Below are 24714 nucleotides of genomic sequence, written 5' to 3' on the forward strand. Positions count from 1 at the left end.
CCGACGCATCTCACTGCCGCTCGACCTCCACCATGAAGAAGTCGCTCTTCGCCGCCCCACAGTCGGGGCAACTCCAGTCTTCGGGAATGCCGTCCCAGCGAGTCCCCGGTTCGATACCGTCCTCCGGCCAGCCGACCGCCTCGTCGTACTCGAATCCGCATTGCGCGCACTGATACAGCTTGTATTCGTTCATGATTCACTCCCCGCCGTTGCCGGCATCGGCTCGAAGTCCAGCTTTTCCCTCACGCCGCAGTCCGGACAGCACCAGTCGTCCGGAACGGCATCCCACGGCGTTCCCGCCGGAAACCCTTCTCGTGGTGCACCCTTGGACTCGTCGTAGACGTATTCGCACACCGGGCATCGGTAGCTGCTCATCACGCTGCCCCGTATCGGTCAAGGATGCGATCGCGCTTGGACGGCTCAACGTTGACCCGGGTGATGTCACCGTCGTAATGGGCAAGCACTTTGGGGTCCATGACTTTTCGCCACAACGGCGGAACGTAGGCGAGCATGATCATGCTCGCGTACCCGCTCGGCAAGTTCGGTGCACCGTCCATGCTTCGTAGCGTCTGATATCGACGCGTCGGGTTCGCGTGATGGTCACTGTGACGCTGGAGGTGATACAGGAAAATGTTGGTGCAGATGTGATCGCTGTTCCAACTGTGCTCCGGTGCAGCTCGCTCGTACCGCCCACTGTCCAAACGGCGACGCTTCAGTCCGTAGTGCTCGAGGTAGTTGACCGTTTCGAGCAGGCAGAACCCGAACACGGCCTGCAGCACCAGGAACGGCAGCACCGAGAGCCCGAAGGCGGCGACGAGGACACCGAAGAGTACAACGGACATCATCCACGAATGCAGGACGTCGTTGCGAATTGTCCACGGCTTCTTACCCAGTCGATCCAGTCTGGCTTTTTCCAGTGACCACGACGAGCGCAGAGATCCCCACACACTGCGCGGGAGGAAGGTCCAGAAACTCTCACCGAAGCGAGACGACGCCGGGTCCTCGGGCGTGGCGACACGCACGTGGTGTCCGCGATTGTGCTCGATGTAAAAATGGCCGTAAAACGACTGCGCCAGAGTGATCTTCGACAACCAGCGCTCGAGATCGTCCTTCTTGTGACCGAGCTCGTGTGCGGTGTTGATCCCGATTCCCGCGACACAACCGATACTGATCGCCAGACCGATCTTGGAGATCAGCCCCAGTCCCCCGTCGATTCCGAGCCAGGCCAGATCCGTCGCCGACCAGAGATAGCAGGCCAGGACGAGGCTGGCCAACTGGAACGGTATGTAGATGTACGTGCAGTACCGGTAGTACCTGTCGTTCTCGAGACGCTCCATCACCTCGTCCGGCGGATTCTCGCCGTCGGGGCCGAAGAAGATGTCGAGGATCGGGAGCAGGATGTAGACGAGCAGTGGCCCGATCCACCACCACACCGGCGAGACCGCATTCCAGCCGAGACTGTTGAACAACGCGACCAATCCGACGGCGATGAAAACCGCCGTCGGCGGCACCAGGCCGAGCAGCCAGAGATACCTCTTCTTGTCCCGCCACTGCTCCGGCGGGAGCGTCTGCCCGGAGTGCGAGTTCACGTGCGTCGACACGGTCTACCTCCTCGATTCGGACCGACTCGACAACTGTGAGTCAGTTCACTATGAGGTAGACAGTACTACTTGATTTGTACATGCGATAGACAAATAGCAAAATTTGTACAATTACTCTATTTCGCCGCGTTCACGCTTTCCGATCAACGAATGCTGTCTGCTGTAGGCGAAGTAGATGACCACACCGAGGGCCATCCAGACCACGAACCTCATCCAGGTCTCCACCGACAGGTTGAACATCAACCAGAGACACGCGAGTACGGCCAGGATCGGGACCAGCGGGACCAGCGGCACCCTGAAACCGCGGGGTAGGTCCGGCCGCGTCCGACGAAGCACGAGAACCCCCAACGACACGAGAACAAACGCGAACAGCGTGCCGATGTTGACCATTTCCTCGAGGGTTCCGATCGGAAACACTCCGGCGAGCACCGCGACCACAACGCCGACCAACACGGTGATCCGCACCGGCGTTCCGTGTTTGCCGGTCGGCGCCAGGCGTCGTGGCATCAGACCGTCGCGTGCCATCGCGAAGAGCACCCTGGTCTGACCGAGCATCAGCACCATCACCACTGTCGTCAGGCCGGCCAACGCACCGAACGAGATGACGTTTTTCGCCCACGTGATGTCGTGGAAGGCGAATGCCGTTGCCAGGTTGGAAGTATCGCCCTCGAGTTCGGTGTATTTCACCATCCCCGTCAGCACGAGTGTCACCGCCACGTACAGAACCGTGACGATCAGGAGAGAGCCCAGGATGCCGCGTGGCAACGCCTTCTGCGGTTCCTTCGCCTCCTCCGCCGTCGTGGCGACGACGTCGAAGCCGATGAACGCGAAGAACACCAGACTGGCTGCCGCGAGCAATCCGTACCACCCGAACGTGCTGCCACCGGCCCCCGTCACGTACGAGAACAAGGACTGGTGGATGCCCTCCCCCGTCGATCCCGGTTCAGATGGCGGAATGTACGGCGAGTAATTGTCGGTGTCGATGTAGAACAGACCGACGATGATCACCAGCAAGACCACCGCGACCTTGATCGCCGTGATCACCAGCGAAACCCTCGACGAGAGTTTGGTACCGGTCGCGAGCAGCACCGTGATGACCACGATCACCAGCACCGCTCCCCAGTCGAAGGAGATCGGCCCCAACTCGACGATCGGACTCCGCGAGCCCATCACTTCGCCGAGGTACAGCGACCAGCCTTTTGCGACCACCGAAGACGCCAAGGCGAATTCGAGGATGAGATCCCAGCCGATGATCCAGGCGACGAATTCGCCGAACGTCGCGTACGAGAATGTGTAGGCGCTCCCGGCGACCGGCACCGTCGATGCGAACTCGGCATAACACAGCGCTGCAAGTCCGCAGGCGATGGCGGCAATGACAAACGCCAGGGAGACCGACGGCCCGGCGACATTTCCCGCCGTCCGAGCCGTGAGTGTGAAGATGCCCGCGCCGATGACCACCGCGACACCGAACACGGTGAGATCCCACGAGTTCAGTTCTTTCCGGAGTTTGGTTTCCGGTTCATCCGTGTCCTTGATGGACTGCTCGATCGATTTCGTTCGAAACAGCTTCGACCGTCCAGATCCGGCCTGCTCGTCCTTGACAGCCATTGCCGCCTCCTTGCTGGGGACCAGCAGGTCCCACTATGGGCAAGTAGAGAGATGGCATCAGCCTAAGCCCGCAGGCGCGGCTTTGTTCAGGGTTTGTCGGGAGCCTGTAGATCTGTCCCAGGTCGATCTGTCCTGAGACGATCCAGGTCCGGCTCGAGGTAGATCACCCGCGCCGCAGGTACGGCAGCGCGCACGCGAGACTCTGCCTCGTCGATCGCCGTCGCCACATCCGAGATCGTCGATCCGATCGGCACCGCAACCTTGGCAGCAACAAGGATCTCCTCGGGACCGAGGTACTGCGTCTTGCAATGAATGACGCGTTCGATACGAGTTCCGTCGACCAGGGCGTTCAGGATCAGTTCGGTCTCCACCGCCGTTGCGCCCTCACCGATCAGGAGCGACTGCATTTCTATGATCAGAATGATCGCGATGATGCCGAGCAGGACACCGATGCACAGAGTTCCGATGCCGTCGAAGACCGGATTTCCGGTCACCATCGTGAGGCCGACGCCGCCGAGTGCAAGGACCAGACCGATCAATGCGCCGGTGTCCTCGAGCAGCACAACCGGAAGTTCCGGGCTACGAGAGGTTCGGATGAAGTTCCACCACGACGCGTTTCCCTTGAGCGGTCGTGATTCCTTCGCTGCGGTCCGGAAGCTGTAGCCCTCCAGACAAATCGCGATGACAAGAATCGCAATTGCCACGAAGGCCGAATTGAGTTCTTCCGGATGCTGAATCTTGTGAATACCTTCGTAGATCGCGAACAGCGAGCCGAGGGTGAAGAGCACCAGTGCCACGACAAACGAATAGAAGTACCGGTTGCGCCCGTAGCCGAACGGGTGCAGTTGATCTGCCTCACGTTCTGCCTTCTTCTGTCCCAGGAGCAGCAACCCTTGATTGGACGTGTCGGCCACCGAGTGCACCGATTCGGCGAGCATCGACGACGATCCGGTGATCAAGAATCCGGCGAACTTCGCTACGGCAATTCCGGCGTTGGCTGCGAGAGCCGCCAGAATTGCCTTCTTGCCACCATGAGCCGACACACGCTCTCCTAGTTCCCGACTACTGCACTGAAAACCTGCGCAGTCGGAGTCCGTGCGCTCAGGTGTATCGCGGGCTCGTCGGCCGCGATCCACGCCGCTCGGCCCCGATCGAGGTCGAGAGTGTCGGCGCCGCACGTCGCAGTGACCGCGCCGTCGGTGCAGATCAGAATCCGCGGGCCGGAAGAATCGACCACGAGGTCGGTGGAATTCGAGTCGAACTCCAGACGCGTCAGACGAAATTCGGGCGCCGGCGTGACGTACTCGTATCTACCCGAACCTGACTGACCTGATCCTGATGACGGGGCCGGATCGAGCACTTCGATATCCGCCCCGACGAAGTCCAGAACCCTCAGCAGTTCGGGCACGTCGACGTGTTTGGGCGTCAGTCCCCCGCGTAGCACGTTGTCGGAGTTGGCCATGATCTCCACCGCGAGTCCATGGAGATACGCATGGAGATTGCCGGCAGCGAGGAACAGTCCCTGTCCGGGCTCGAGTGTGACGCGGTTGAGCAGCAGGGCCGCCAGTACGCCGGCGTCGCCGGGGTATGCCTCGCTCAATTCCAACGCGGTGCGGATCTCGGTCACGAATTCGGCGTCGTGATGCGCGACGTAGGTGATGCACCCGGCAAGTACGGCAGGGAGCAACGTCCCGAGCACCGTGGACGGCAGCGTGATCCATGTGGTGAACAACGCCCGGAGCCCGTCGGAATCGGGTTGGCCTTCGAGCAGACCGATATACGGCTCCAACTCGTCGACGGCCAGAGCGCGCAGCAGTTTGACAGTGCGCGTCGGCTCACGGAATCCGGCAAGAGCTTCGAATCTGCTCAGCGCGACAACGAGTTCGGGCTTGTGACTGCCGTCCTTGTAGTTGCGAATCGGCGATTCCATGGGAACGCCGAGAGCGTTCTCACGACGAAAGCCCTCGTCGGCTTGAACCGCACTGGGATGAGCCTGAAGCGACAGCGGTTCTTCCGCCGCAAGCAACTTGAGCAGGAACGGGAGTCGCTCACCGAAAGCCTCGAGGTTCTCACGCCCGAGTTCACGCTCGGGTTCGCGGTGCAGGACCTCGAGCAACGACTCGCTTCCGGATTCGGTGATCACGCGCGCCGGGTCACCCGGATGCGCGCCCAACCACAACTCCGCTTCGGGATGATTCGACGGGGTCGCGAGGCCGCGCAGTTCGGCAATTGCCGTTCGCGAACCCCACGCGTAAGAACGAAGTGCACCTTCGAGTTCACGCACTTACTTCGCACCACCCGTCAACTGCACGTACGCCGCAGCCATGTCTACTCGAGACGCCAACACGAACACCTGCTCCATCTCCGATATCACCACGTTGGTCTGGTCTTCGTCTGCCGCCACCACCAGATCCGCGTCGGCCAGTGCGTCCATCCGCCGTTTCGCCTCCCCGCGCGTGGATTCGGTCGCGAAAACGAACGCCCGCGCCGGCGCGGTCGGCAGTGCGCCGTCCAGTTGCGGATCGTGAAAGAACGGGTCGTGGAAAACCGAATCACGCGAAGCTGCGTCGGGCGCGAACAACGCTCGTGCCGAACGGATCACCTCCGACATCTCGGCGGCAGCGGCATTCAGGCCCGAGCTCATCAGCGAAACACTCGAAAACTCTGCGAGTGCTGTTGTCACGGAACCACTTCCACACAGAACGACGCGTCGACCGCTCATTCTGGTGGCCAACGACTTGGCCGGGTTGTGGAATACCTCGTTGGCCGGCCCGTCCCGCAACGCTTCCGTGTCAACCGCGTCGGCGATTCGACCGAGCACCGCCGAACGGTCCTCGATCGATCCCTTGCCCTCGATTTCGGCGGCAACCGCGAGGAAAACGGCGAGGAACCGCGTCATCGTGTGCCTCGGCGAGGCGTAGAGCCGCGGCGGCAACGGCATGGTGCGCCCGGCCGCCACAGCTCGCATGGGCCCCTCGTCCGGAACGGCGACAACAACTTCGGCGCCACGGCGAACGGCACTGTCGACCGATTCGACCAGGCGTGGATCACCGGCATCGTCACCGGCGACGACGATCACGTCCAACGGTCCGGCCCACGACGGCGTCCGGTCGAGCACGATGAGCGGACACCCGATCGAATCTCCGACGAGGGCGAGCGCGATCCTGGCTCCGTGTCGAGCGCCACCGGCGCCGGCGATCAGCACGACGCTGCGCGGACGCAGACCGGCGAGCCGAGAGATCACACCCTCCCCGACGGCCGACGCGGTGGCTCGAATCTGTGCGCCCCCCATGGCTACAGACCGCAGCAGCCCCTCCGAATCGGCAGCCGACAAACCCTCGCTGTCGTCGAGGTCGAGAAGCGGCATCGGCGCTGTCATCTCACCGCACCCCCTTCTCCGTTAGCAGTTCCCGCACCATCCAGCATTCCAGCTCTACGCGGTTCGTGGTGGCAAAGCCTTCGTTCCCGACGCCGTCGTTCCCGAAACAGTCCCTCAACTATCCCAGGGCTTCGGCTCACCGACAAACCGATCAGACTCGGATTCAAGCCCGGACGATCGCCAGAATTTCGTTCACCAATGCGTCGACATCGGCGGACGTGGGTGCTTCGACGTTGAGTCGCAGCAAGGGTTCGGTGTTGGACGCGCGCAGGTTGAACCAGGCATTTCCCTCGAGGCTGACCGTGACTCCGTCGAGGCGATCCACCGACTCGGTGCGGTCCGCGAATGCTGCCAGGACGGCGGCCGTGCGATCGGCTGCGTCCGCCACCGTGGAGTTGATCTCGCCCGAGGCCGCGTAGCGCGTGTACTCCGCCATCAACTCCGACAGCGGGCGGTCCTGCTCGCCCAGCGCAGCGAGTACGTGCAACGCCGCGAGCATGCCGGAGTCGGCGCCCCAGAAGTCGCGGAAGTAGTAGTGAGCGGAGTGCTCGCCGCCGAAGACGGCACCGGTCTCGGCCATCTCCTGCTTGATGAACGAGTGGCCGACTCGGGTACGAATTGCGACGCCGCCGAGTTCTTCGACCAGTTCGGGCACTGCCCGTGACGTGATCAGGTTGTGGATGATCGACGCGCCCGGTTCCTTCGCGAGTTCACGCTTGGCGACAAGTGCCGTCACCGCGGACGGCGAGACTGGGTCACCCTTCTCGTCGACGACGAAGCAACGGTCTGCGTCACCGTCGAACGCCAAACCGATGTCTGCACCGGTTTCACGCACGTAGGCCTGCAGGTCGACGAGGTTGGCCGGATCGAGCGGATTGGCTTCGTGGTTGGGGAACGTGCCGTCGAGCTCGAAGTACAGCGGGAGAACCTCGAGAGGCATCGGCCCGAATACGGCCGGAGAGGTGTGTCCACCCATGCCGTTGCCCGCGTCGACTGCGACCTTCAGCGGACGCAACGCAGCCAGGTCGACCAATCCGCGTAGGTAGCTCGCGTATTCCTCGAGGACGTCCTTGGTGGTGGCGGTGCCTGCCGGCCCGTCGTACGCGGGCACACCCGAGACGACCTCGGCGGAGATGGTCGCGAGACCGGTGTCCTGACCGACCGGCTTGGCGCCCGCCCGGCACATCTTGATGCCGTTGTACTTGGCCGGATTGTGACTCGCTGTGAACATCGCGCCCGGGCAGTTCAGCAAACCGGATGCAAAGTAGAGCTCGTCCGTCGACGCCAATCCGATGTAGACGACGTCGAGCCCTTGAGCGAGCACGCCGTCACCGAAAGCCGAAGACAGTGTGGGCGACGATGCACGCATGTCGTAGCCGATCACAACCGTCGTGGCGGCGCCGGCCTCGTCGCGGACCAGACGGGCGAACGATGCACCGACGTCGCGGACAAAATCTTCGTCGATCTGCTCACCGACCACGCCGCGCACGTCGTACGCCTTGATGATTGCAGCAACCGACTCGGCTGTTCGCCCCACTGAAAACTCTCCTTGTGCATGCACCCTCACAGACGGGAACGTCCGGGCGCATGGCGTCCGGAGATTCGCAGTACTCGGGTGTGGAAGTACTCGGTCGAGCCTAGCGTCTGCGGCGACGAATCTCGCGTCAGTTGGACGGGTCGGGCAGAACGCGGAGGTGGCCACGACGCCCTGTACGGGCAGTACTCGGAGCTGCGGGACGTATGTCCTCATCTGCGTCGACGTTGGACTTGCTGCGATCTCCGAGACCGGCTTCACGTACAGCTTCGGCCAAAGCGGTCAGATCGTCTTCGTCGGGAGTGCTCGACGCGAATCCGCCTTCGTGGCGGACGAGTTCCCAGCCCTTCGGGGCAGTGATTCGCGAACCGTGCGTGTCACACAAATCCCACGAATGAGGCTCGGCGACGGTTGCCAGCGGCCCGACAACCGCAGTGGAGTCCGAGTAGACATACGTAAGCGTCGCGACGGCGGGGTTCTTGCACCCGGGGCGGCAGCAGCGACGCAGAGATCTCACAGGTACGGAGCCTAGCCCTCCCTACGTCCGGAACCTACTCGGACACACCGAGCAGTTTCTTCTGTCGTAATCTGGGCGCCATGCCACAAGCCCGCCGCCGACGCTCGGTCACCACTCGTTCCATCGAGCGACACGGCCGTGGCCTGCGCGGACCGCTACTTCCCCCGGAGGTGCCCGCACGGCGTACCCGGGCCGAGAAGTTCGATCTCCTGGTGCTCGACGCCTTCTCGCCAGTCGACCTCGCGTGGCACGACCGGTTGACGAAACTCGACATCGCAGTCGACGAAGTCCCGAAGATTCACGCGCACGATCCGGAGTCCGTGACGTGGCCACCGGAGGTCATCGCAGACGGCCCGGTTCCACTGTCACGACTGATTCCGGCCGGAATCGACCGTCACGGAAATACCACTCGCGCAAGAATTGTGCTGTTTCGCCGCCCACTGGAGCAGCGCGCGAAGGATCCGGAAGAACTCACGGATCTGGTGCACGACGTGTTGGTCCATCAAGTCGGCACGTATCTGGGCGTCGACCCACAGGTCATCGACCCCACACTGCCCGACGAGGACTGAAACTTCCTGAACAGGACTAATACTGCCCGACGAGGACTGACGCACTGTCAGACGAAAAAACTGATGTCACACGAAGATGTAAATCCACACGAAGAACAAAACAGTCGTTGCTTGACCTGCAATTCCCCGTTGCAGGTCAGACTTTCGAAGACCGCCCGTCAGCCCCGACGCTGACAGAACCGATTCAGCAGCAGATCAGATGATCCCCCGCTTGAGTCGCCGACGCTCGCGCTCGGACAACCCTCCCCAGATTCCGAACCGTTCGTCGTTCGCGAGCGCGTACTCGAGGCACTCGTCACGAACTTCACAACCGAGGCAGATCCGTTTTGCTTCCCTCGTCGATCCGCCCTTTTCAGGAAAGAACGCTTCGGGATCGGTCTGCGCGCAGAGAGCACGCTCCTGCCACTGATCCTCGATGGTGTCGAACAATTCTTCGAAGCCGGTGACGAGACTCAGCACTGGCCGAGTACTCATACCGTCGAACTCACTGCTGCAGGCACCTTCTGCTGCGCCTGCTCGGGAATCGGTCTGCGGTTCGTCGCTTACTGTCATTGCGAGAGAACTGATCTCGACATTTTCATTGGGCATCGTTCCGCCTCCTCACCTGTAATAGCGCAGAATTTTCACTCCATCTTCAACCCCACCCCGTCGACCGTTCGAAACTGTGTTCGAAACCGGCCCCGCTGCAAGTGAACTCACAAGTAGCGGTTGGAATGACACATTTGAGATTACACACGTCCAGCGTGTCGCGGTCAAGCTAAACGAGATGAATCCATTAGTATTCCGGCCCCCAATTGACGGGACCTTCTGCCCGCCAGACACGGCGACGCGCCGACCGCCTAGGCTCTGTTGTCGTGAACGTGACTGTATTGGTTGGCGGCGTCGGCGGGGCCCGTTTCCTTCAAGGTGTACAAAATGCGCTCGGAATCGTCGGTGGTGAATCCCTCGAGAAATACGAAGGCCCACATCGCATCACGGCCGTCGTCAACGTCGGGGACGACGTCTGGATGCACGGTCTGCGTATCTGCCCCGATCTGGACACTTGTATGTACACACTCGGCGGCGGTATCGACACCGAACGCGGGTGGGGGCACGCCGGCGAAACCTGGAATGCGAAAGAAGAACTCGCGGCATACGGAGCGAAGCCGGACTGGTTCGGTCTCGGAGATCGCGATATCGCAACACATTTGATTCGCAGCCAGATGCTCCGAACGGGATATCCGTTGTCCGCGATCACCGAAGCGTTGTGCAATCGCTGGAATCCAGGTGTCGCACTGCTTCCCGTGAGCGACGACCGCAGCGAAACACACGTTGTGATCACCGATCCGGAAGACGGTGAGCAGAAGGCGATTCATTTCCAGGAGTGGTGGGTACGCCATCGAGCACAGGTGGAAACTCACAGCTTCGCTCACGTCGGCGCCGAGCAGGCCAAGCCCGCGCCAGGGGTGGTCGAGGCGATCGACGGTGCCGACATCGTGCTGATCGCACCGTCCAATCCCGTCGTGAGCGTCGGCGCGATCCTCGCGGTGCCCGGAATTCGCGGAGCCCTGCGAACCACTGCAGCGAAGGTTGTCGGGCTCTCCCCCGTCATCGGCGGAAAACCGTTGCGCGGCATGGCTGACGAGTGCCTCGACGTAATCGGGGTCGACACGACTTCCGAGGCGATCGGCCGCCACTACGGAGCTCGTTCGATCAACGGCATTCTCGACGGCTGGCTCGTCGACGAAGGTGACACGGCCGACATCGACGGGGTGGACGTGCGAAGCATCCCACTTTTGATGACGTCCCCCGAAGAGACCGCAAAAATGGTTCGAACTGCTTTCGAGATCGCCGGAGTCGAACTGTGACCGAACCCGGAGCTCGAGCAAACCAGGACAGAGATCACTCCCCCGGCGCCGCAATCGAAATCATTCCCGTGTTCGGCCTTCCCGAGTTCCGGCCCGGAGACGACTTGGCCGCCGCTGTCGTCGACGCGACGCCGTGGATCGAGAACGGCGACGTCGTTGTGGTCACGAGCAAGGTGTTCTCCAAAGTCGAGGGTCGCATCGTTTCCTCGCCGACCGATCCGGAAGAGCGCGACGCAGCGCGGCGCCTCCTGGTGGATCAGGAAGCCGTCCGCGTCGTGGCGCGCAAGGGCCGCACTCTGATCACCGAGAACAAACTCGGGATCGTGCAGGCCGCATCGGGCATCGACGGCTCCAACGTCGACGGTGCCGAGTTGGCTCTGCTCCCCGTGGATCCTGATGCAAGCGCTGCGGGTCTGCGCGCCCGGATCCTCGAGAGCACGGGCAAGTCCGTCGCGGTCGTCGTCACCGACACGATGGGTCGTGCGTGGCGCAACGGGCAGACCGACGCCGCAATCGGTTCGTCCGGCATTGCGGTCTTGCACGGCTATCTCGGAGCACAGGACAGCCAGGGCAATGACCTGATCGTCACCGAGATCGCGATCGCGGACGAGATCGCCGCTGCCGGCGATCTGGTCAAGGGCAAGCTGGGCGGCGTTCCCGTCGCCGTTGTTCGCGGGCTTCGGTTCGAGGACGACGGTTCCAGCGGCCAGGATCTGATCCGCCGCGGCCCGGACGATCTGTTCTGGCTGGGCACCGAGGAGGCCACGGTGATGGGCCGCGGCCAGGCACTGCTGCTGCGTCGGTCGGTTCGGCAGTTCGCAGCTGACCCCGTCGACGCGGAGATCATTCGCAGCTCGATCGCCGAGGCACTGACCGCCCCCGCACCACACCACACGAGACCGGTTCGATTCGTGTGGCTGCGTACCGAGTCCGTCCGCACGGCTCTCCTCGCGAAGATGCGTGAGCAGTGGGCCGCCGATCTTCGCGCCGACGGTCGCAGTGACGAATCCGTCGAGGCCCGGGTTGCCCGCGGAAACATCCTGTTCGACGCCCCCGAGGTCGTCATTCCCTTCTGCGTGCCCGATGGCGCACACAGTTATCCGGATGCCAGACGAACCGCGGCGGAGTCGACGATGTTCACGGTCGCCGCCGGCGCGGCAGTGCAGGGCCTGCTGGTCTCGCTGGCAACACGCGGCGTGGGAAGCTGCTGGATCGGCTCGACCATATTCGCCGCCGACCTCGTACGAGAACAGCTCGATCTCCCGGCGGACTGGCAGCCACTCGGCGCGGTCGCAATCGGGCACCCACTCGAGCCCCTGACTCCGCGCACCGTCTCCGCCCCCGGGGACGCGTTGGTGGAGTTGTAAGTCATGTCAGCCGAATCGCTGCACGCCTCGGCCAAGGGCGTTCTGGAGGACTGGGCGACATCCTCCGAAGCGGACGAGTCACTGCGGCACACAATGCTCGCGTTCCTCGATTCGGCTCCGGACGGATGCCTTCGTCGCCATGCACCGGGACACATCACCGCGTCGTCTCTGGTTCTCGACGAGAGTGGCTGCCACGTCCTGTTGACCCTGCATCCCAAGGTGGGCAGGTGGATTCAGCTCGGCGGTCATTGTGAGCCCGACGACGAGACGGTGGTCGATGCGGCCTTGCGTGAAGCTCGCGAAGAGTCAGGTATCCACGACGTTCGGATAGAGGCGGACCTACTCTCCGCCCACACACATCCGATCACGTGCTCGCTCGGGGTTCCGACTCGCCATCTCGATCTACGGTTTCTTGTTGTGGCACCGGACAATTCGCATATCGTCCGGAGCGCGGAGTCCACCGACCTCCGATGGTGGCCGGTGGACGCGCTGCCGCCGACTGCCGAACGCGAGACCATCGACCACCTGGTCGCGCTCGCACATCAGCGCAAGAATCAGGACTGAAACGGCGACAGTTCGGGTTGCTTGGCACTCACGCCATCGCCCGAAGACGTTCCCTTCACTCGCCGAGCTACCCACGGCACCAAGAACTCTCGCGCCCATTGACGATCCTCGCGGCGAGTTTCGGCTTTGGTGAGAACCGGCGCGGGCCCCAGATCTGGTGGGATCAAACCGTGTTCGACGCCCAGGACGTCGAGCACCCGCATCGCCATGTTCTCGTGCCCGGCGGGCGACATGTGCAGTCGGTCCCAGTCCCACATCCGCAGGTCCTGATACTCGGAGAATCGCCAGAAGTCGACGAGGGTCGCACCGTGACGGTCCGCGACCTCGCGAACAAGCTCGTTGTAGATCGCCAAGCGTCCGCGGAGCTTGCCGAAGAAGGCGGACCATCCGGTGTCGTACGCGGTGAACATGAGAACCCGCGCGCCGGAAGCCGTGAGCTGGCCGATTGCCGAATCGTAGCGGGCGACGACCGCGTCGATGTCGAGCTTGGGACGCATCATGTCGTTTCCGCCGGCGTAGATGGTCACCAGATCGGGCTTCAACGCCAGAGCCGGTTCCACCTGCTCGTCGATGATCGGTCCGAGCAGGCGACCACGAATCGCCAGGTTGGCGTAGCGGAACTCGGGGTTGTTCACCGCCAACTGCTCGGCCACTCGGTCTGCCCACCCGCGCAGACCGTTGGGGAATCGTTCGTCGGCGTCGCCGACGCCCTCGGTGAACGAGTCACCGAGGGCAACGTAACGGCTCGGAAGAGAAGTCATACCCGCCAGTATTCCAGTAGGTCAGCTAACGATCACACATCTGTGCTGAAGCGCACGCCACCGTCCGGCAGCGTCACCCCCGGCCACACGCGTGCGCCGCGCAACAATTCGCACCGCGCACCGATGTCCGCGCCGTCACCGATGACGGCGTCGCGGACCAGCGCTCTGGGTCCGATACGGACGCCGAATCCGAGGATCGATCGCTCGACCACCGCACCGGCTTCCACTACGGCGCCGTCGAAGAGAATCGCACCGTCGAGGCGCGCACCTGCGCCGACTTCTGCGCCTCGACCGACAACCGTGCCGCCGATCAGGACGGCGCCGGGTGCGATTCCGGCTCCGGGGTGCACCAACGACTCGCCGCGCGGACCTTCGAGTGCGGGTGAGGGCGCGATACCTCGCACCAGGTCGGCGGAACCGCGGACGAAGTCCTCGGGGGTTCCCATGTCACGCCAGTACGACGAGTCGACGTGGCCGAACACCCGCTTGCCCTCGGCAAGCAGATTCGGGAACACCTCGCGCTCGACCGACACCGGTCGTCCCTCGGGGATCTGCTCGATGATCTCGCGCTTGAAGACGTAGCAGCCGGCGTTGATCTGATCCGTCGGCGGATCCTGGGTCTTCTCCAGGAATGCCGAGACTCGTCCGTCCTCGTCGGTCGGAACGCAACCGAATGCACGCGGGTCTCCCACGCGAACCAGATGCAGGGTCACGTCGGCGTCCGTCTTCTCGTGGGTCTCGAGAATGGCGTTCAGGTCTGTGCCACCGAGCACGTCACCGTTGAACACCATGACGTTGTCGCCGCGCAACTTCGGGAGCACGTTGCGAATTCCGCCGCCGGTGCCCAGCGGTTCGGTCTCGAAGACGTAGTCGATCTCGAGGCCCATCTTGGAGCCGTCGCCGAAGTAATCCTCGAATACCTCTGCCTTGAAAGACGTTCCGAGCACCACGTGCTTGATACCGGCCGCCTCGATCCGGGCGAGCAGGTGTGTCAAGAACGGCAGGCCGGCGGTCGGAAGCATCGGCTTGGGCGCAGACAACGTCAGCGGACGCAGCCGAGTGCCCTTGCCGCCTACCAGGATTACGGCGTCGGTCGGATTCGGATCGGACATCATTTTCCCCCGTGGTTCGAAACTGATGGGTTGTCGGTGGAGTTGTCGGTGCGAGCGCGCTCGCGAACAGCAGAAGCTACGGCGATCTTGGACCGCACGGCCAGGCCACCGCGCAACGCGAGTCGCAGCGGAGCCTGCCACCAGTGCGGATGGCGATCGGCCTGGAACTGATAGGCGCTGCGATGATGAGCGGGCAACATCAGTTCCGGATGACGTCCTGCCGCATGGCCTTTGGCATGCGTGACGACGGCCGAGGGGACGAAGACGTTCAGCCACCCGGCTTTTCCGAGGCGGTCACCGAAATCGACGTCCTCCATGTACATGAAGTATCGCGAGTCGAACCCGGAGATGGAGTCGAAGGCGTCGCGTCGTACCAGCAGGCACGAGCCGGAAAGCCAGCCCACTGCGCGCTCGGTGACGGCCTCGTTCTCCTGACGGTACCGAGCAGTCCACGGGTTTTTCGGCCACACCGTGCCGAGCAATGCGTGCCCGACGCCCGAGGTGATGTCGGGCACGGTTCGCGCCGACGGATAGACGCTGCCGTCCGGTTCGAGGACCTTCGGCCCGAGTGCACCGGCCCTTGGCCACCGATTTGCCGCGGCGACCAATTCGTCGAGTGAACCGGGTGCCCATTGGACGTCTGGATTGGAAATCACGACAAATTCGATAGACGAATCGATCTCCGCCACTGCCCGATTTATCGCTCCGCCGTAGCCGATGTTTCCACCGGTTCGAAGCAGACGAACATGCTCGTACTTGGCATCAGCGGCCTCGGGGGCGCCATCGGTCGACCCGTTGTCGGCCATGATGACCTGGGGTTTTTCTGTCGTCGCCACGGCGAGCGTGCTCAAGAAATTCTCGAGATGCTCGCCTGGCGAGTAGGTCACCGTTACCACGGCCAGCTTGGGACTCACGCCGGTCAGCCTAGCCGTCCGCGGGCACTGCCCCGAACAAAGCTCACGCCAGAGCGGCGTGCAGAGCCTCTCGCCACGGACGCAGTGGCGTCATTCCCGCGGTAACCCACGCGCGCTCGGACAAGACCGAATATGCCGGGCGGGGAGCAGGGCGCACGAAGTCCGCGCTGCTGCACGGCCGCACCCGAGCCGGGTCTGCGCCGATCTCCTCGAACACAGCGCGTGCCAACTCGTACCAACTTGCCTGCCCACCATTGGTCACGTGGAATGTCGACGAACCCGTGAAGTCCCGCAGCGCGAGTTCGACGATCCCGCCCGCCAGGTCGAGGCTGTAAGTAGGTGACCCGACCTGATCGTCCACGACGTTCACGAATTCACGTTCGGCTTCGAGCCTTCGCATCGTGGCGACGAAATCCGAGCCGACACCGGAATACACCCACGCGGTACGGACAACCGCCACGTCTGCCCCGGACTTCCGGACAGCTACCTCGCCGGCCAGTTTCGTTCGTCCGTATACCGTCGCCGGACCGGTGGCTGCGTCGACGTCGTACGGTGTGCTCGCGTCGCCGGGAAACACGTAGTCGGTCGAGACGTGGATCAATCGCGAACCCACCCGCGCACAGGCTTGCGCGAGATTTCCCGGTCCGATCTCGTTGACGGCCTTCGCTGCCTCCTGGTCGGCCTCTGCGGCGTCGACAGCCGTGTACGCGGCGCAGTTGATCAGCACCGAACCGGGCGAGACGAATTCGTCGACGGCATGGCTGTCGGTGATGTCCAGCTCGTCGGATCCGACGGCCGTGACGGGAAGACCCGCCGAGGTAGCGAGGGTTTCGACACGGGTCCCGAGCTGCCCTCGGGCGCCGGTGAGCAGGATATTCGTCACACGGTTCAGTCTGGCACGCCGCGTCGAGGTACCCGCGGCCGAGCATCGGACCAGTAACCTGAAGGGGTGTCCCACCAGCAACCGCAGCGCCGCGCGCGTCCACGACCTGCGCCGATTCGGACCAAGACGAGCCCGGCTCGCGTAGCGGTCGCGGTGCTCTCCGTGCTCGTACTGCTGGTCACCGGGTTCGCATGGCGGGGTGTGGACTCGTTGAGGAACAGCCTTGCCACTGCCAGCGGCCTCGGCCTCGGTGGCGGCAAGGACGGCGCCATCGACATCCTGATGGTGGGAACCGACAGTCGCACGGACGCACACGGCAACCCGCTCTCACAAAGCGAGCTCGACTCGTTGCGCGCTGGCGAGGAAGTTGCGTCCAACACCGACACCATCATCTTGATCCGCGTCCCCAACGACGGAAGTTCCGCGACCGCGATCTCGATTCCCCGCGATGCGTACGTCAACGTCCCCGGTATCGGTATGTCGAAGATCAACGCCGCGTTCGGTGCCACCAAGGAAACCGAGCGACTGAAGTTGGTCAACAACGGGTCGTCCGACAGCGACGCCGACAAGAAGTCGACGGAAGCCGGCCGGACCGCGCTCATCGGAGCCGTGGCGAATCTGACCGGAATCACCGTCGATCACTACGCCGAAGTCGGTCTGCTCGGATTCGTCCTGCTGACCAACGCAGTGGGCGGAGTCGACGTCTGCCTCAACGCGCCGGTCGACGAACCGATGTCCGGAGCCAACTTCGCAGCCGGGAAACAGACACTCGACGGTGCCGACGCGCTGAGCTTCGTCCGTCAACGACACGACCTCCCCCGCGGCGACCTCGACCGGATCGTGCGCCAGCAGGTGTTCATGGCGTCCCTCGTCAGCAAGGTGCTCAGCGCGAAAACCCTCAGTGACCCCGGCAAGCTCAGTCAGTTGACCTCGGCCGTTCAGCGTTCCGTTGTGATCGACGACGACTGGGACATCATCGAATTCGCCAAGCAGTTGCAGAATCTGGCCGGCGGCAAGGTGCAGTTCGAGACGATTCCCGTCCTCGACATCAACGGCATGACGGACTACGGCGAGTCCATCGTCAAGGTCGACCCCAAGGCCGTCAAGAAGTACATCGCCGGATTGGTCGGCGCCGACAGCGAGGACTCGGACGAGACCTCCGAGGCACCGACCACGGTGAATGCGTCCTCGATCACGGTCGACGTCGCAAACGCCAGTGACATCGCAGGATTGGCCAGTGGGGTCTCTGAGGCCTTGAGCGCCCTCGGGTACAAGCAGGGTCAGGTCGGCAACAACACCGGAGCGGACGTCACCGAATCCACGGTGTTCGCAAAGTCTGCGGACGACGACGCTGCACTCGCAGTCGCCGAGGCACTCGGCGGCCTGACGGTCAAGGCCGATTCGTCACTGTCCTCCGGCAAGGTTCGTGTTGTCATCGCCGAGGACTACAGCGGACCGCAGTCCGCAGACGCGGTGTCCCCGTCCGGCGGGGTGTCAACCACCACTGAATCGGCGAGCACCACCGAGACCAGCCCCACCCCGGCCCCTCCCGGTCCCCCGATCGACGCAGCCTCCAACGGCCCGCGCTGCGTTAACTGAACATCTGCGTAAGCTGATCGGGTGCCTTCGCCTGTAGACAACCTGACCGATGCCCTTCTCGGACCGATCTTGACTGCCGACCCGGCCGGGCCTCGCGTGACCTACTACGACGACGCCACCGGCGAGCGCATCGAATTGTCTGCGAGCACGCTGGCCAACTGGGCGGCAAAGACAGCGAACATGGTTCGGGACGAGTTCGCTCTCGAGCCCGGCGGCAAGGTTGCCGTGCTGCTTCCCGCGCACTGGCAGAGCGTCGCTGTGCTGTTGGGTGTGTGGTGGGCAGGCGGCGAGGTGGTCCTCTCCCCCGACGCTGATGCTGAACTCGCTTTTGTCACTGCCGACCGCCTGGAAGATGTTGCGGACGTACCCGAAGTCGCCGCGCTCTCACTCGACGCGTTCGGCAAGGGCCTGAGCGATCTTCCGCTCGGTGTTACCGACTACGCGACCTCCATTCGAGTACACGGCGACCAATTCCGTAGCGCCGGAGCCGGTTCGGCACTGGAAGGCCGGTCTGTTGCGGACACGATCGACGCGGCCCGGGAATCGGCGAAGAACTCCGCACTGGCATCGACAGATCGTGTCCTCTCGAGCCGCACGTGGGAGACGGCAGACGAGTTGATCGACGGACTTCTGGCAGTTCTCGCTGCAGGCGCCTCACTCGTGCAAGTGGCCCACCCGGACGCGGAAGCTACCGCGCGCCGAGTGGGCACCGAAAAGGTCACGAAGCAGTTCTGAGTGTCAGCTCGCGAGAGCTGTCACCGGCGAGACCAATCCCGCCCGCCGAGCGGGGAGCAGTGACGCGATCACGCCGCAGATTCCGCCGATCAACACGATGGCGACCAACTGCACCCACGGGACTGCGCTGAGGGCGACGTCCTCGATCCCGAACACCGAAGCGGTACCGGCTACGCCGAACACCATCCCGAACAGCACTCCGATCACCGATGCAACTCCTGCCACCAGCAGTGCTTCCCAGATCAACATGGCTCGAATTCCCTTCTTGGTCAGTCCGAGTGCGCGAAGCAGTCCGGATTCGCGGCGCCGTTCGAGAACGGACAACGCCATGGTGTTTCCGACGCCGATCAAGGCGATCAACACCGCTACCGACAGCAATCCGGCAACCACCATGAGCATGGTGTCGAGGATCGAATCGAGGGCCGAACGCATTTCGGTCATTCCCTGAACTTCGCTGCCCGGGGCTTCCTGGCGTGCGAGTTCGGTGATGCGGTCGGTGGTGGCCAAAGCCTGTTCGTCAGTGTCCGTGCCCAACCTGACCCAGTACGAATCGGTGGTGGGCGCGGAGGCCGCTGCACCGAGATCTCCTCGATCCAGCAGTGCTGGTTGACCTTTCACCCCTTCGATCACGCTGACGTTCACGGCGCCGCGATCCCCGCGCACCGTTGCCGTATCGCCCGCCGAGAGGTTGTATCCGCTCAGATCGGCCGGAGAGAGCACCAGTTGACCGGCAGCAGGTACCGAGATCTCGGTACGCAGAACATCTTTCACCTGGGCAGCGTCGACACCGAATCCGGCCAACGAGCCGCGCCCGTCGATCGTCAGCTCGGCTTTTTCCAGACCGCTCACTGCGCCGACCCCGTTGACGGCGGCGATGTCGGTCCCCAAACCGGCCGGAAGGGGCACCGAACCGGAACTGCTCACCATCACGTCGACGGGGAATTGACTGTCCATCGCCGCGGGTGCAGCTTCCTTGACCGTCGCGATTCCCACGACGAGCGTGCTCGTCAAGGCGACGCCGATCAGCAGCGCCGTGGCAGTTGCCGAGGTCCGGCGTGGATTCCGGCCGGCGTTGCCTGCTGCCAGGCTGCCCACGGGACCGATCACCCTCGCCAACACTCCGCCGGCTGCATTGATCAGTGCAGGCACGATTCGACCGGACAGGGCTGCAATCCCGAGGAACGAGAACAGTCCACCGGCGGTTGCCGCCAGAACCTGCTGATTCGTCACGCCCAAGACGGTCATCGCGATGCCCGCGAGCAGGATCACTATGCCGAGAACCCGTCGGACCACCGATACCTGAACGCTCTCGGGCTTGGACTCCATCGGCTGCAGTGCTGCCAACGGGGAGAGCCTCGTTGCCGCCCGACCGGGCGCAGATGCAGCGAGCAACGTCATCACGATGCCGACCGCAAGGCCGACCACCACGGTCAACGGAGTGACGCTGAGTGACGAAAGTGGAACCGGCACATCCGCAGCCGTGGCCACGCGACCGATCGCCCAGGCGAGTCCGATACCGAGCCCGACGCCGATCACCGAGGCGATCACGCCGACCGCCGCGGCTTCGCTGCGAATGCTCCGGCGAACCTGCTTGGCCGTGGCGCCGACGCATCGGAGCAACGCGAGTTCCTGAGTGCGCGCCGCGAGGAGCACGGCAAACGTATTGGCGATCACCAGCGCGGCAACAACAACGGCGATAGCACCGAAGGCGAGCAGTACCGTGCTGAGGATCTTGGTGCCGCCCATGTACTTCGCTGCCGCGTTGTCGGTAGCTTCTTCGCCGGTCAGCACCGTGGAGTCCGCAGGCAACGCGCTCTCAACCGAATCCACCAACTGCTGCTGCGAGCGAGAGCCGTCACCGGCTACGCGGAATTCACGTGCGGCGCTGTCTCCGGCCCAAGCGCTCACTTGCTCGGCAGTGGTGAACACTTTCATCCCGCCCAGGCGCTGCGCCGAACCGGAGAGATCGACCAGTCCGACAACCTGCGCAGTGGGCGCAGCGGCACCTACCGTCGAATCCCGTGCCGTGACAGTGATTCGGGCACCCACCGGTATACCGGAGTCCGCACTCACCAACGCCTGACCGAGACCGACAGGGAGCGAACCCTCCGACAGCTTCTCCCAACGCAATTCGGGGTTGTCGGCGATCGAGAGCGCGTCCCCGTAGGACGCACCCTTCGCCTCGGAATCGACACGAACGTACGTCGACACGTCCTCGGCCACCGCCGAGACACCCGGCACTGCGCTCAGGAGGGCTTCCGTCACGCCTGGACCGGAGGCGACAACGTCCGTGGTTTCGTATTGCGACGCAAGTGATTTACTCACACTCGCGTCAACCGTCGAGCTCAATGTCAAAGTCGCGACGATGTATCCGACCGCGATCACCACGGCAAGTATCGACGCCACATAGCGCCCGGCATGCGCCCGCGCCTGGGCAAAAGCCAGACCCTTCATCGCAGTGCGCCCGAAGCTACGGGAACATCGGCCAGGTCGTCGGCACCGAGGGCTCGCATGGCACCGATCACCGAGTCGACAGTGGGAGCGTCGATCTCGCCGGCAATGCGCCCGTCTGCGATCAACACGACGCGGTCCGCGTACGACGCCGCCACCGGATCGTGCGTCACCATGACGACGGTCTGACCGGTCTCCCGGACACTGGTGCGCAAGAGACCCAGAACCTCTGTCCCGGAACGGGAATCCAGGTTGCCGGTGGGCTCGTCGGCAAAGATCACGTCGGGCTGCGGCAGTAGTGCGCGGGCGACGGCTACGCGTTGCTGCTGACCGCCCGACAACTCGTGCGGCAGGTGATCGAGACGCTGCGACAGGCCCAGCTTGCCGATCACCTCGTCCATCCACTCGGGCGAGGGTTCACTGCCCGCCAACTTCATCGGCAGCAGCATGTTTTCCCGAGCAGTGAGCACCGGTAGCAGGTTGAACGCCTGGAAGACGAACCCGATTCGCTCGCGCCGCAGTTCGGTGAGTTCGGTGTCGCCGAGTTTCGTGACCTCGGTGTCGCCCAGGAAAACCTGCCCACCCGAGACCGTGTCGAGTCCGGCAAGGCAGTGCATGAGCGTCGACTTTCCGGAGCCGGACGGGCCCATGATCGCGGTGAAGCGCTCGCGCCCGAAGTCCACGTCGACTCCGCCGAGCGCGTGCACCGTGGTTTCACCGGTGCCGTACACCTTGGTGACGCCGCGGGCAGTGATCGCCGGCACTTCGGCTGGTTCCGTCGTGGTGTGCGCATGCATTCTTTTGCCCTCCGTAAAGCTTCTCGCTATGACGGAATCGACGTTATTGCAGCGCAAGTGGTCTCCGCGTCGGAGCGCGGGGCGATCTTGGAAAGCCCGGAGTCATCCCGGGGTAGGACTGAACAGAGCTGCTCGTCAGCCCTCGGTACCGAGGAGATCTGCGCGCCGGACAAGTCCGACCTGGAAAGCGAAGACGACTGCCTGCACACGATCACGTGAATGGGTCTTCGAAAGAACCCGTCCGACATGGGTTTTCACTGTCGTCTCAGAGACGTGGAATTTCGCGGCGATCTCCGAATTGGACAGCCCGTACGCCATGGCCTCGAGCACCTCGACCTCGCGCGGTGTCAACTCTTCGGGCAACTGCGCTTCGGGCGCCGAGCCTTCCAGGAGCGGTCCGACGTGTTGTAGCAGTCGCCGAGTGGCCCGGGCTTCGATCACCGCGTCCCCGCGGTGCACGGTGCGGATGGCGTCGAGCAACTGCTCCGGTGGCACGTCCTTGAGCAGGAATCCGCTGGCGCCCGCCCTGATGGCCGACATCACGTACTCGTCGTTGTCGAAAGTGGTGAGCACCACGACCTTCGGCGCATCGGGGTCGGCCAGGAGCCGACGAGTCGCCTCGATGCCGTCCATCTTCGGCATCTGGACATCCATCAGGACAACGTCTACATGACGGGCGGCCAACTCGGTCAACGCCTGCTGACCGTCCGAAGCCTCGACAACCACCGACAGATCCGGCTGTGAGTCGATGACCATTCGAAATCCTGCGCGGACCAGCTGCTGATCGTCGATCAGTGCCACTGCGATCGGAGCCTCGTTTTCGTCCATGCCACTCACCTTAAGACCTTCGGACGTTTCAAGACCTACCCAGACGTTCGTTCGTACGGCAGGACGGCCCGGACGCTGTATCCGCCGCCCGATTTCGGTCCGGCGGTTACTTTGCCTCCGTGCAGTTTGGCTCGCTCGGCCATCCCGATCAGTCCCTGTCCGCCTGGTGACGATTCGACCAGCGCGGCGCTGCCGCCTCGTCCGTCGTCGGTGATACCGAGAACGAGTTCGGTGTCACTCCACGTCATCTCGACGCTCGCCTGAGCTCCCGGCCCGGCGTGCTTGAGAACGTTCGTCAGCGATTCCTGAACGATGCGGTACGCCGTCAACCCTGCGCCGGCGGAGAGTTCACGCGGTTCCCCGCTGACACTGACGGTGATATCGAGTCCGCTGCTGCGCAACTCGTGGAAGAGACTGTCGATGTCGCCGGCACCCGGGATCACCGAGAAATCGCGCGGTGTGTCCTCACGCAGGACGGACAGAAGCGATCGCATGTCGGTCAACGCCTGGCGCCCGGTGGAGGCAATGGTTTCGAGTGCCTGAATTGCAGCCTGAGGATCTTTGGCCGCACTGTAGCGTCCGCCGTCGGCCTGAGCGATGACAACGGTCAACGAATGCGCGACGATGTCGTGCATCTCGCGCGCAATCCTCGAGCGTTCGCTGATCGTCGCAATTTCCGCTTCCTGCGCACGCTCGAGTTCGAGAAGCCGAGCACGCTCGGTCAGACCTTCCAACTGTTTGGTGCGCACTCGGCGCAGATCGCCGAACGCCCAGACAGCAAGCATGAAGATCATGACGGCCACGGACTGCATGACCTGCGAAGACACGGTGATTCGGTCGTAGCTGAAGTATCGAACACTCCCGGCGATCGACCCGAGCAATGCCAGCACCAGGCCTGTCAGCGAACTCCACCGTGCGCCGTAGGCAGCAAGTGCATACAGAGAGATGGGAACTACGACGGCGGACGCGAGCAGCGTATTGCCGATGACGATCACGTGCAGAACCGCGAACGCCGCGATGACCATCCCCGAGAGTTCCGGCCGTGAGCGTCGCCATGCCAGCGGAACGGTCATTCCCAGCGAGATGAACACCGCAAGTGGACTCGCCTCGACCGCAACGACAACGCTGAACAGTGCGGCAACCGTCGCAATGCAGATGTCCACACCGCGAGCATGATCCGCGCTCCAACGGACGAAGCGCTCACTAGTCGGAAAACGAGCCATGCCGCCAACAGTAGCTTTTACTCAGCTTCGGCAACTTCAACTCAGGCGCGGTAACCGCCGTCTTCGAGTCCGGCCTCGATTTCGAATCGGTTCCGCGGCCCCCTGTGACGCAGTTCCTCACGCAGGTACAACAGCCCGAATGCGATTCCGTACCTGGCCCATTGGTCTGCGTGAACGGCCTCGTGACGAAGGACGGATCGAGTCGTGTTCCGTCGGGTGAGATATACACCACCGAGAGTTGTTCCGCCTCTGGCGAACCCGCGGCGCAGTCCGGAGGCGACAAAGATTCCGGACTCGTCGTCGAAGCGGATGCCCGCGCCGAGAATCCTGGCGTACAGCAGGGCGACGCGGGTGACGAACGCGGACTGCGCGCTGCCCCGACTCGCTCGGATCAGCGGCAGCCCGCGTCTTGCACACACGAGAAG

General features: G+C 63.4%; 25 protein-coding genes. 6 read left to right on the plus strand and 19 right to left on the minus strand.

All coding sequences use genetic code 11. The annotated features are described in order from the left end of the window. Positions 1-10: 10 nt before the first annotated feature. From ACFWEM_RS13290 to ACFWEM_RS13330, 9 genes are all read right to left on the minus strand, one after another. Positions 11-193 carry a rubredoxin gene (locus tag ACFWEM_RS13290; RefSeq protein ID WP_378534067.1) on the minus strand — a complete coding sequence of 61 codons (183 nt, stop codon included), beginning with the start codon at positions 191-193 and terminating at the stop codon, positions 11-13. Then, a complete protein-coding gene (locus ACFWEM_RS13295; RefSeq protein WP_003940827.1) occupies positions 190-375 on the minus strand; it encodes a rubredoxin in 186 nt (61 codons plus the stop codon). The genes ACFWEM_RS13290 and ACFWEM_RS13295 overlap by 4 nt, the downstream gene beginning before the upstream one ends. Further along, positions 375-1601: an alkane 1-monooxygenase gene (locus ACFWEM_RS13300; protein ID WP_378534069.1), complete on the minus strand. Its 1227-nt coding sequence runs from the start codon at positions 1599-1601 to the stop codon at positions 375-377. The genes ACFWEM_RS13295 and ACFWEM_RS13300 overlap by 1 nt, the downstream gene beginning before the upstream one ends. A gap of 111 nt (positions 1602-1712) precedes the next feature. Further along, on the minus strand, positions 1713-3209 hold the full coding sequence (locus tag ACFWEM_RS13305) for an amino acid permease (RefSeq protein ID WP_378447620.1): 1497 nt from the start codon (positions 3207-3209) through the stop codon (positions 1713-1715). Between the two features lie 86 nt (positions 3210-3295). Further along, a complete protein-coding gene (locus tag ACFWEM_RS13310; protein ID WP_378447621.1) occupies positions 3296-4252 on the minus strand; it encodes a cation diffusion facilitator family transporter in 957 nt (318 codons plus the stop codon). Positions 4253-4260: 8 nt separating this feature from the next. Beyond that, the gene (gene manA / locus ACFWEM_RS13315; protein WP_378534071.1) at positions 4261-5493 is read right to left on the minus strand and encodes a mannose-6-phosphate isomerase, class I; all 1233 of its coding nucleotides are present in this window, start codon (positions 5491-5493) and stop codon (positions 4261-4263) included. Next, positions 5494-6588 carry a tobH protein gene (locus ACFWEM_RS13320; protein ID WP_378447623.1) on the minus strand — a complete coding sequence of 365 codons (1095 nt, stop codon included), beginning with the start codon at positions 6586-6588 and terminating at the stop codon, positions 5494-5496. A 163-nt stretch (positions 6589-6751) separates the two neighbouring features. Continuing rightward, positions 6752-8125, minus strand: coding sequence for a phosphomannomutase/phosphoglucomutase (locus ACFWEM_RS13325; RefSeq protein WP_378534073.1), 1374 nt, complete (start codon positions 8123-8125; stop codon positions 6752-6754). A gap of 127 nt (positions 8126-8252) precedes the next feature. Further along, the gene (locus tag ACFWEM_RS13330; RefSeq protein WP_007731177.1) at positions 8253-8639 is read right to left on the minus strand and encodes a DUF3499 domain-containing protein; all 387 of its coding nucleotides are present in this window, start codon (positions 8637-8639) and stop codon (positions 8253-8255) included. A gap of 80 nt (positions 8640-8719) precedes the next feature. Here ACFWEM_RS13330 and ACFWEM_RS13335 point away from each other — a divergent pair, with 80 nt between their 5' ends. Continuing rightward, the gene (locus tag ACFWEM_RS13335) at positions 8720-9208 is read left to right on the plus strand and encodes a metallopeptidase family protein (protein WP_003940797.1); all 489 of its coding nucleotides are present in this window, start codon (positions 8720-8722) and stop codon (positions 9206-9208) included. A 195-nt stretch (positions 9209-9403) separates the two neighbouring features. Here ACFWEM_RS13335 and ACFWEM_RS13340 read toward each other — a convergent pair whose 3' ends face one another. After that, entirely contained in the window at positions 9404-9682 is a 279-nt protein-coding gene (locus tag ACFWEM_RS13340; protein ID WP_020907098.1) for a WhiB family transcriptional regulator, read from the minus strand. A gap of 380 nt (positions 9683-10062) precedes the next feature. On the opposite strand from ACFWEM_RS13340, the gene cofD reads away from it, so the two are divergent. From cofD to ACFWEM_RS13355, 3 genes are read left to right on the plus strand one after another with little or no spacing between them, the layout of a single operon-like run. After that, positions 10063-11055, plus strand: coding sequence for a 2-phospho-L-lactate transferase (gene cofD / locus ACFWEM_RS13345; RefSeq protein WP_378447627.1), 993 nt, complete (start codon positions 10063-10065; stop codon positions 11053-11055). Next, positions 11052-12422, plus strand: a complete 1371-nt coding sequence (locus ACFWEM_RS13350) for a coenzyme F420-0:L-glutamate ligase (protein ID WP_378534075.1) — start codon at positions 11052-11054, stop codon at positions 12420-12422. Before cofD ends, ACFWEM_RS13350 begins: the two co-directional genes overlap by 4 nt. A gap of 3 nt (positions 12423-12425) precedes the next feature. Then, positions 12426-12986 (plus strand): NUDIX hydrolase, encoded by a 561-nt coding sequence (locus ACFWEM_RS13355; RefSeq protein WP_378534077.1) that lies wholly within the window; start codon positions 12426-12428, stop codon positions 12984-12986. Here the strand turns inward: ACFWEM_RS13355 and ACFWEM_RS13360 are convergent. The 4 genes from ACFWEM_RS13360 to rfbD are packed head-to-tail and all read right to left on the minus strand — an operon-like array spanning position 12977 to position 16656. Continuing rightward, positions 12977-13747: an SGNH/GDSL hydrolase family protein gene (locus ACFWEM_RS13360; RefSeq protein ID WP_378534078.1), complete on the minus strand. Its 771-nt coding sequence runs from the start codon at positions 13745-13747 to the stop codon at positions 12977-12979. The genes ACFWEM_RS13355 and ACFWEM_RS13360 overlap by 10 nt on opposite strands. 32 nt (positions 13748-13779) lie before the next feature. After that, positions 13780-14862 (minus strand): sugar phosphate nucleotidyltransferase, encoded by a 1083-nt coding sequence (locus ACFWEM_RS13365; protein WP_019747766.1) that lies wholly within the window; start codon positions 14860-14862, stop codon positions 13780-13782. Then, on the minus strand, positions 14859-15773 hold the full coding sequence (locus tag ACFWEM_RS13370; RefSeq protein WP_378534079.1) for a glycosyltransferase family 2 protein: 915 nt from the start codon (positions 15771-15773) through the stop codon (positions 14859-14861). Before ACFWEM_RS13370 ends, ACFWEM_RS13365 begins: the two co-directional genes overlap by 4 nt. A 43-nt stretch (positions 15774-15816) precedes the next feature. Next, positions 15817-16656, minus strand: a complete 840-nt coding sequence (gene rfbD / locus ACFWEM_RS13375; RefSeq protein ID WP_378534080.1) for a dTDP-4-dehydrorhamnose reductase — start codon at positions 16654-16656, stop codon at positions 15817-15819. A 114-nt stretch (positions 16657-16770) separates the two neighbouring features. Here rfbD and ACFWEM_RS13380 point away from each other — a divergent pair, with 114 nt between their 5' ends. Both ACFWEM_RS13380 and ACFWEM_RS13385 read left to right on the plus strand, forming a co-directional pair. Beyond that, a complete protein-coding gene (locus tag ACFWEM_RS13380; protein ID WP_378534571.1) occupies positions 16771-18255 on the plus strand; it encodes an LCP family protein in 1485 nt (494 codons plus the stop codon). A gap of 21 nt (positions 18256-18276) precedes the next feature. Then, entirely contained in the window at positions 18277-18990 is a 714-nt protein-coding gene (locus ACFWEM_RS13385; protein WP_378534082.1) for a TIGR03089 family protein, read from the plus strand. Positions 18991-18993: 3 nt separating this feature from the next. On the opposite strand, the gene ACFWEM_RS13390 is transcribed toward ACFWEM_RS13385, so the two are convergent. The 5 genes from ACFWEM_RS13390 to ACFWEM_RS13410 all read right to left on the minus strand — a co-directional run bounded on the left by ACFWEM_RS13390 (position 18994) and on the right by ACFWEM_RS13410 (position 24708). Further along, on the minus strand, positions 18994-21444 hold the full coding sequence (locus ACFWEM_RS13390) for an ABC transporter permease (protein WP_378534084.1): 2451 nt from the start codon (positions 21442-21444) through the stop codon (positions 18994-18996). Next, on the minus strand, positions 21441-22238 hold the full coding sequence (locus tag ACFWEM_RS13395; RefSeq protein WP_378534086.1) for an ABC transporter ATP-binding protein: 798 nt from the start codon (positions 22236-22238) through the stop codon (positions 21441-21443). Before ACFWEM_RS13395 ends, ACFWEM_RS13390 begins: the two co-directional genes overlap by 4 nt. Before the next feature lie 135 nt (positions 22239-22373). Next, positions 22374-23066: a response regulator gene (locus ACFWEM_RS13400; RefSeq protein WP_378534088.1), complete on the minus strand. Its 693-nt coding sequence runs from the start codon at positions 23064-23066 to the stop codon at positions 22374-22376. A gap of 35 nt (positions 23067-23101) precedes the next feature. Continuing rightward, a complete protein-coding gene (locus ACFWEM_RS13405) occupies positions 23102-24289 on the minus strand; it encodes a histidine kinase (RefSeq protein WP_378534090.1) in 1188 nt (395 codons plus the stop codon). A gap of 41 nt (positions 24290-24330) precedes the next feature. Beyond that, positions 24331-24708 carry a hypothetical protein gene (locus ACFWEM_RS13410; RefSeq protein WP_378534092.1) on the minus strand — a complete coding sequence of 126 codons (378 nt, stop codon included), beginning with the start codon at positions 24706-24708 and terminating at the stop codon, positions 24331-24333. Positions 24709-24714: the final 6 nt, after the last annotated feature.

It is taken from the genome of Rhodococcus sp. NPDC060176, from assembly GCF_042728675.1.
Lineage (GTDB): Bacteria > Actinomycetota > Actinomycetes > Mycobacteriales > Mycobacteriaceae > Rhodococcus_F.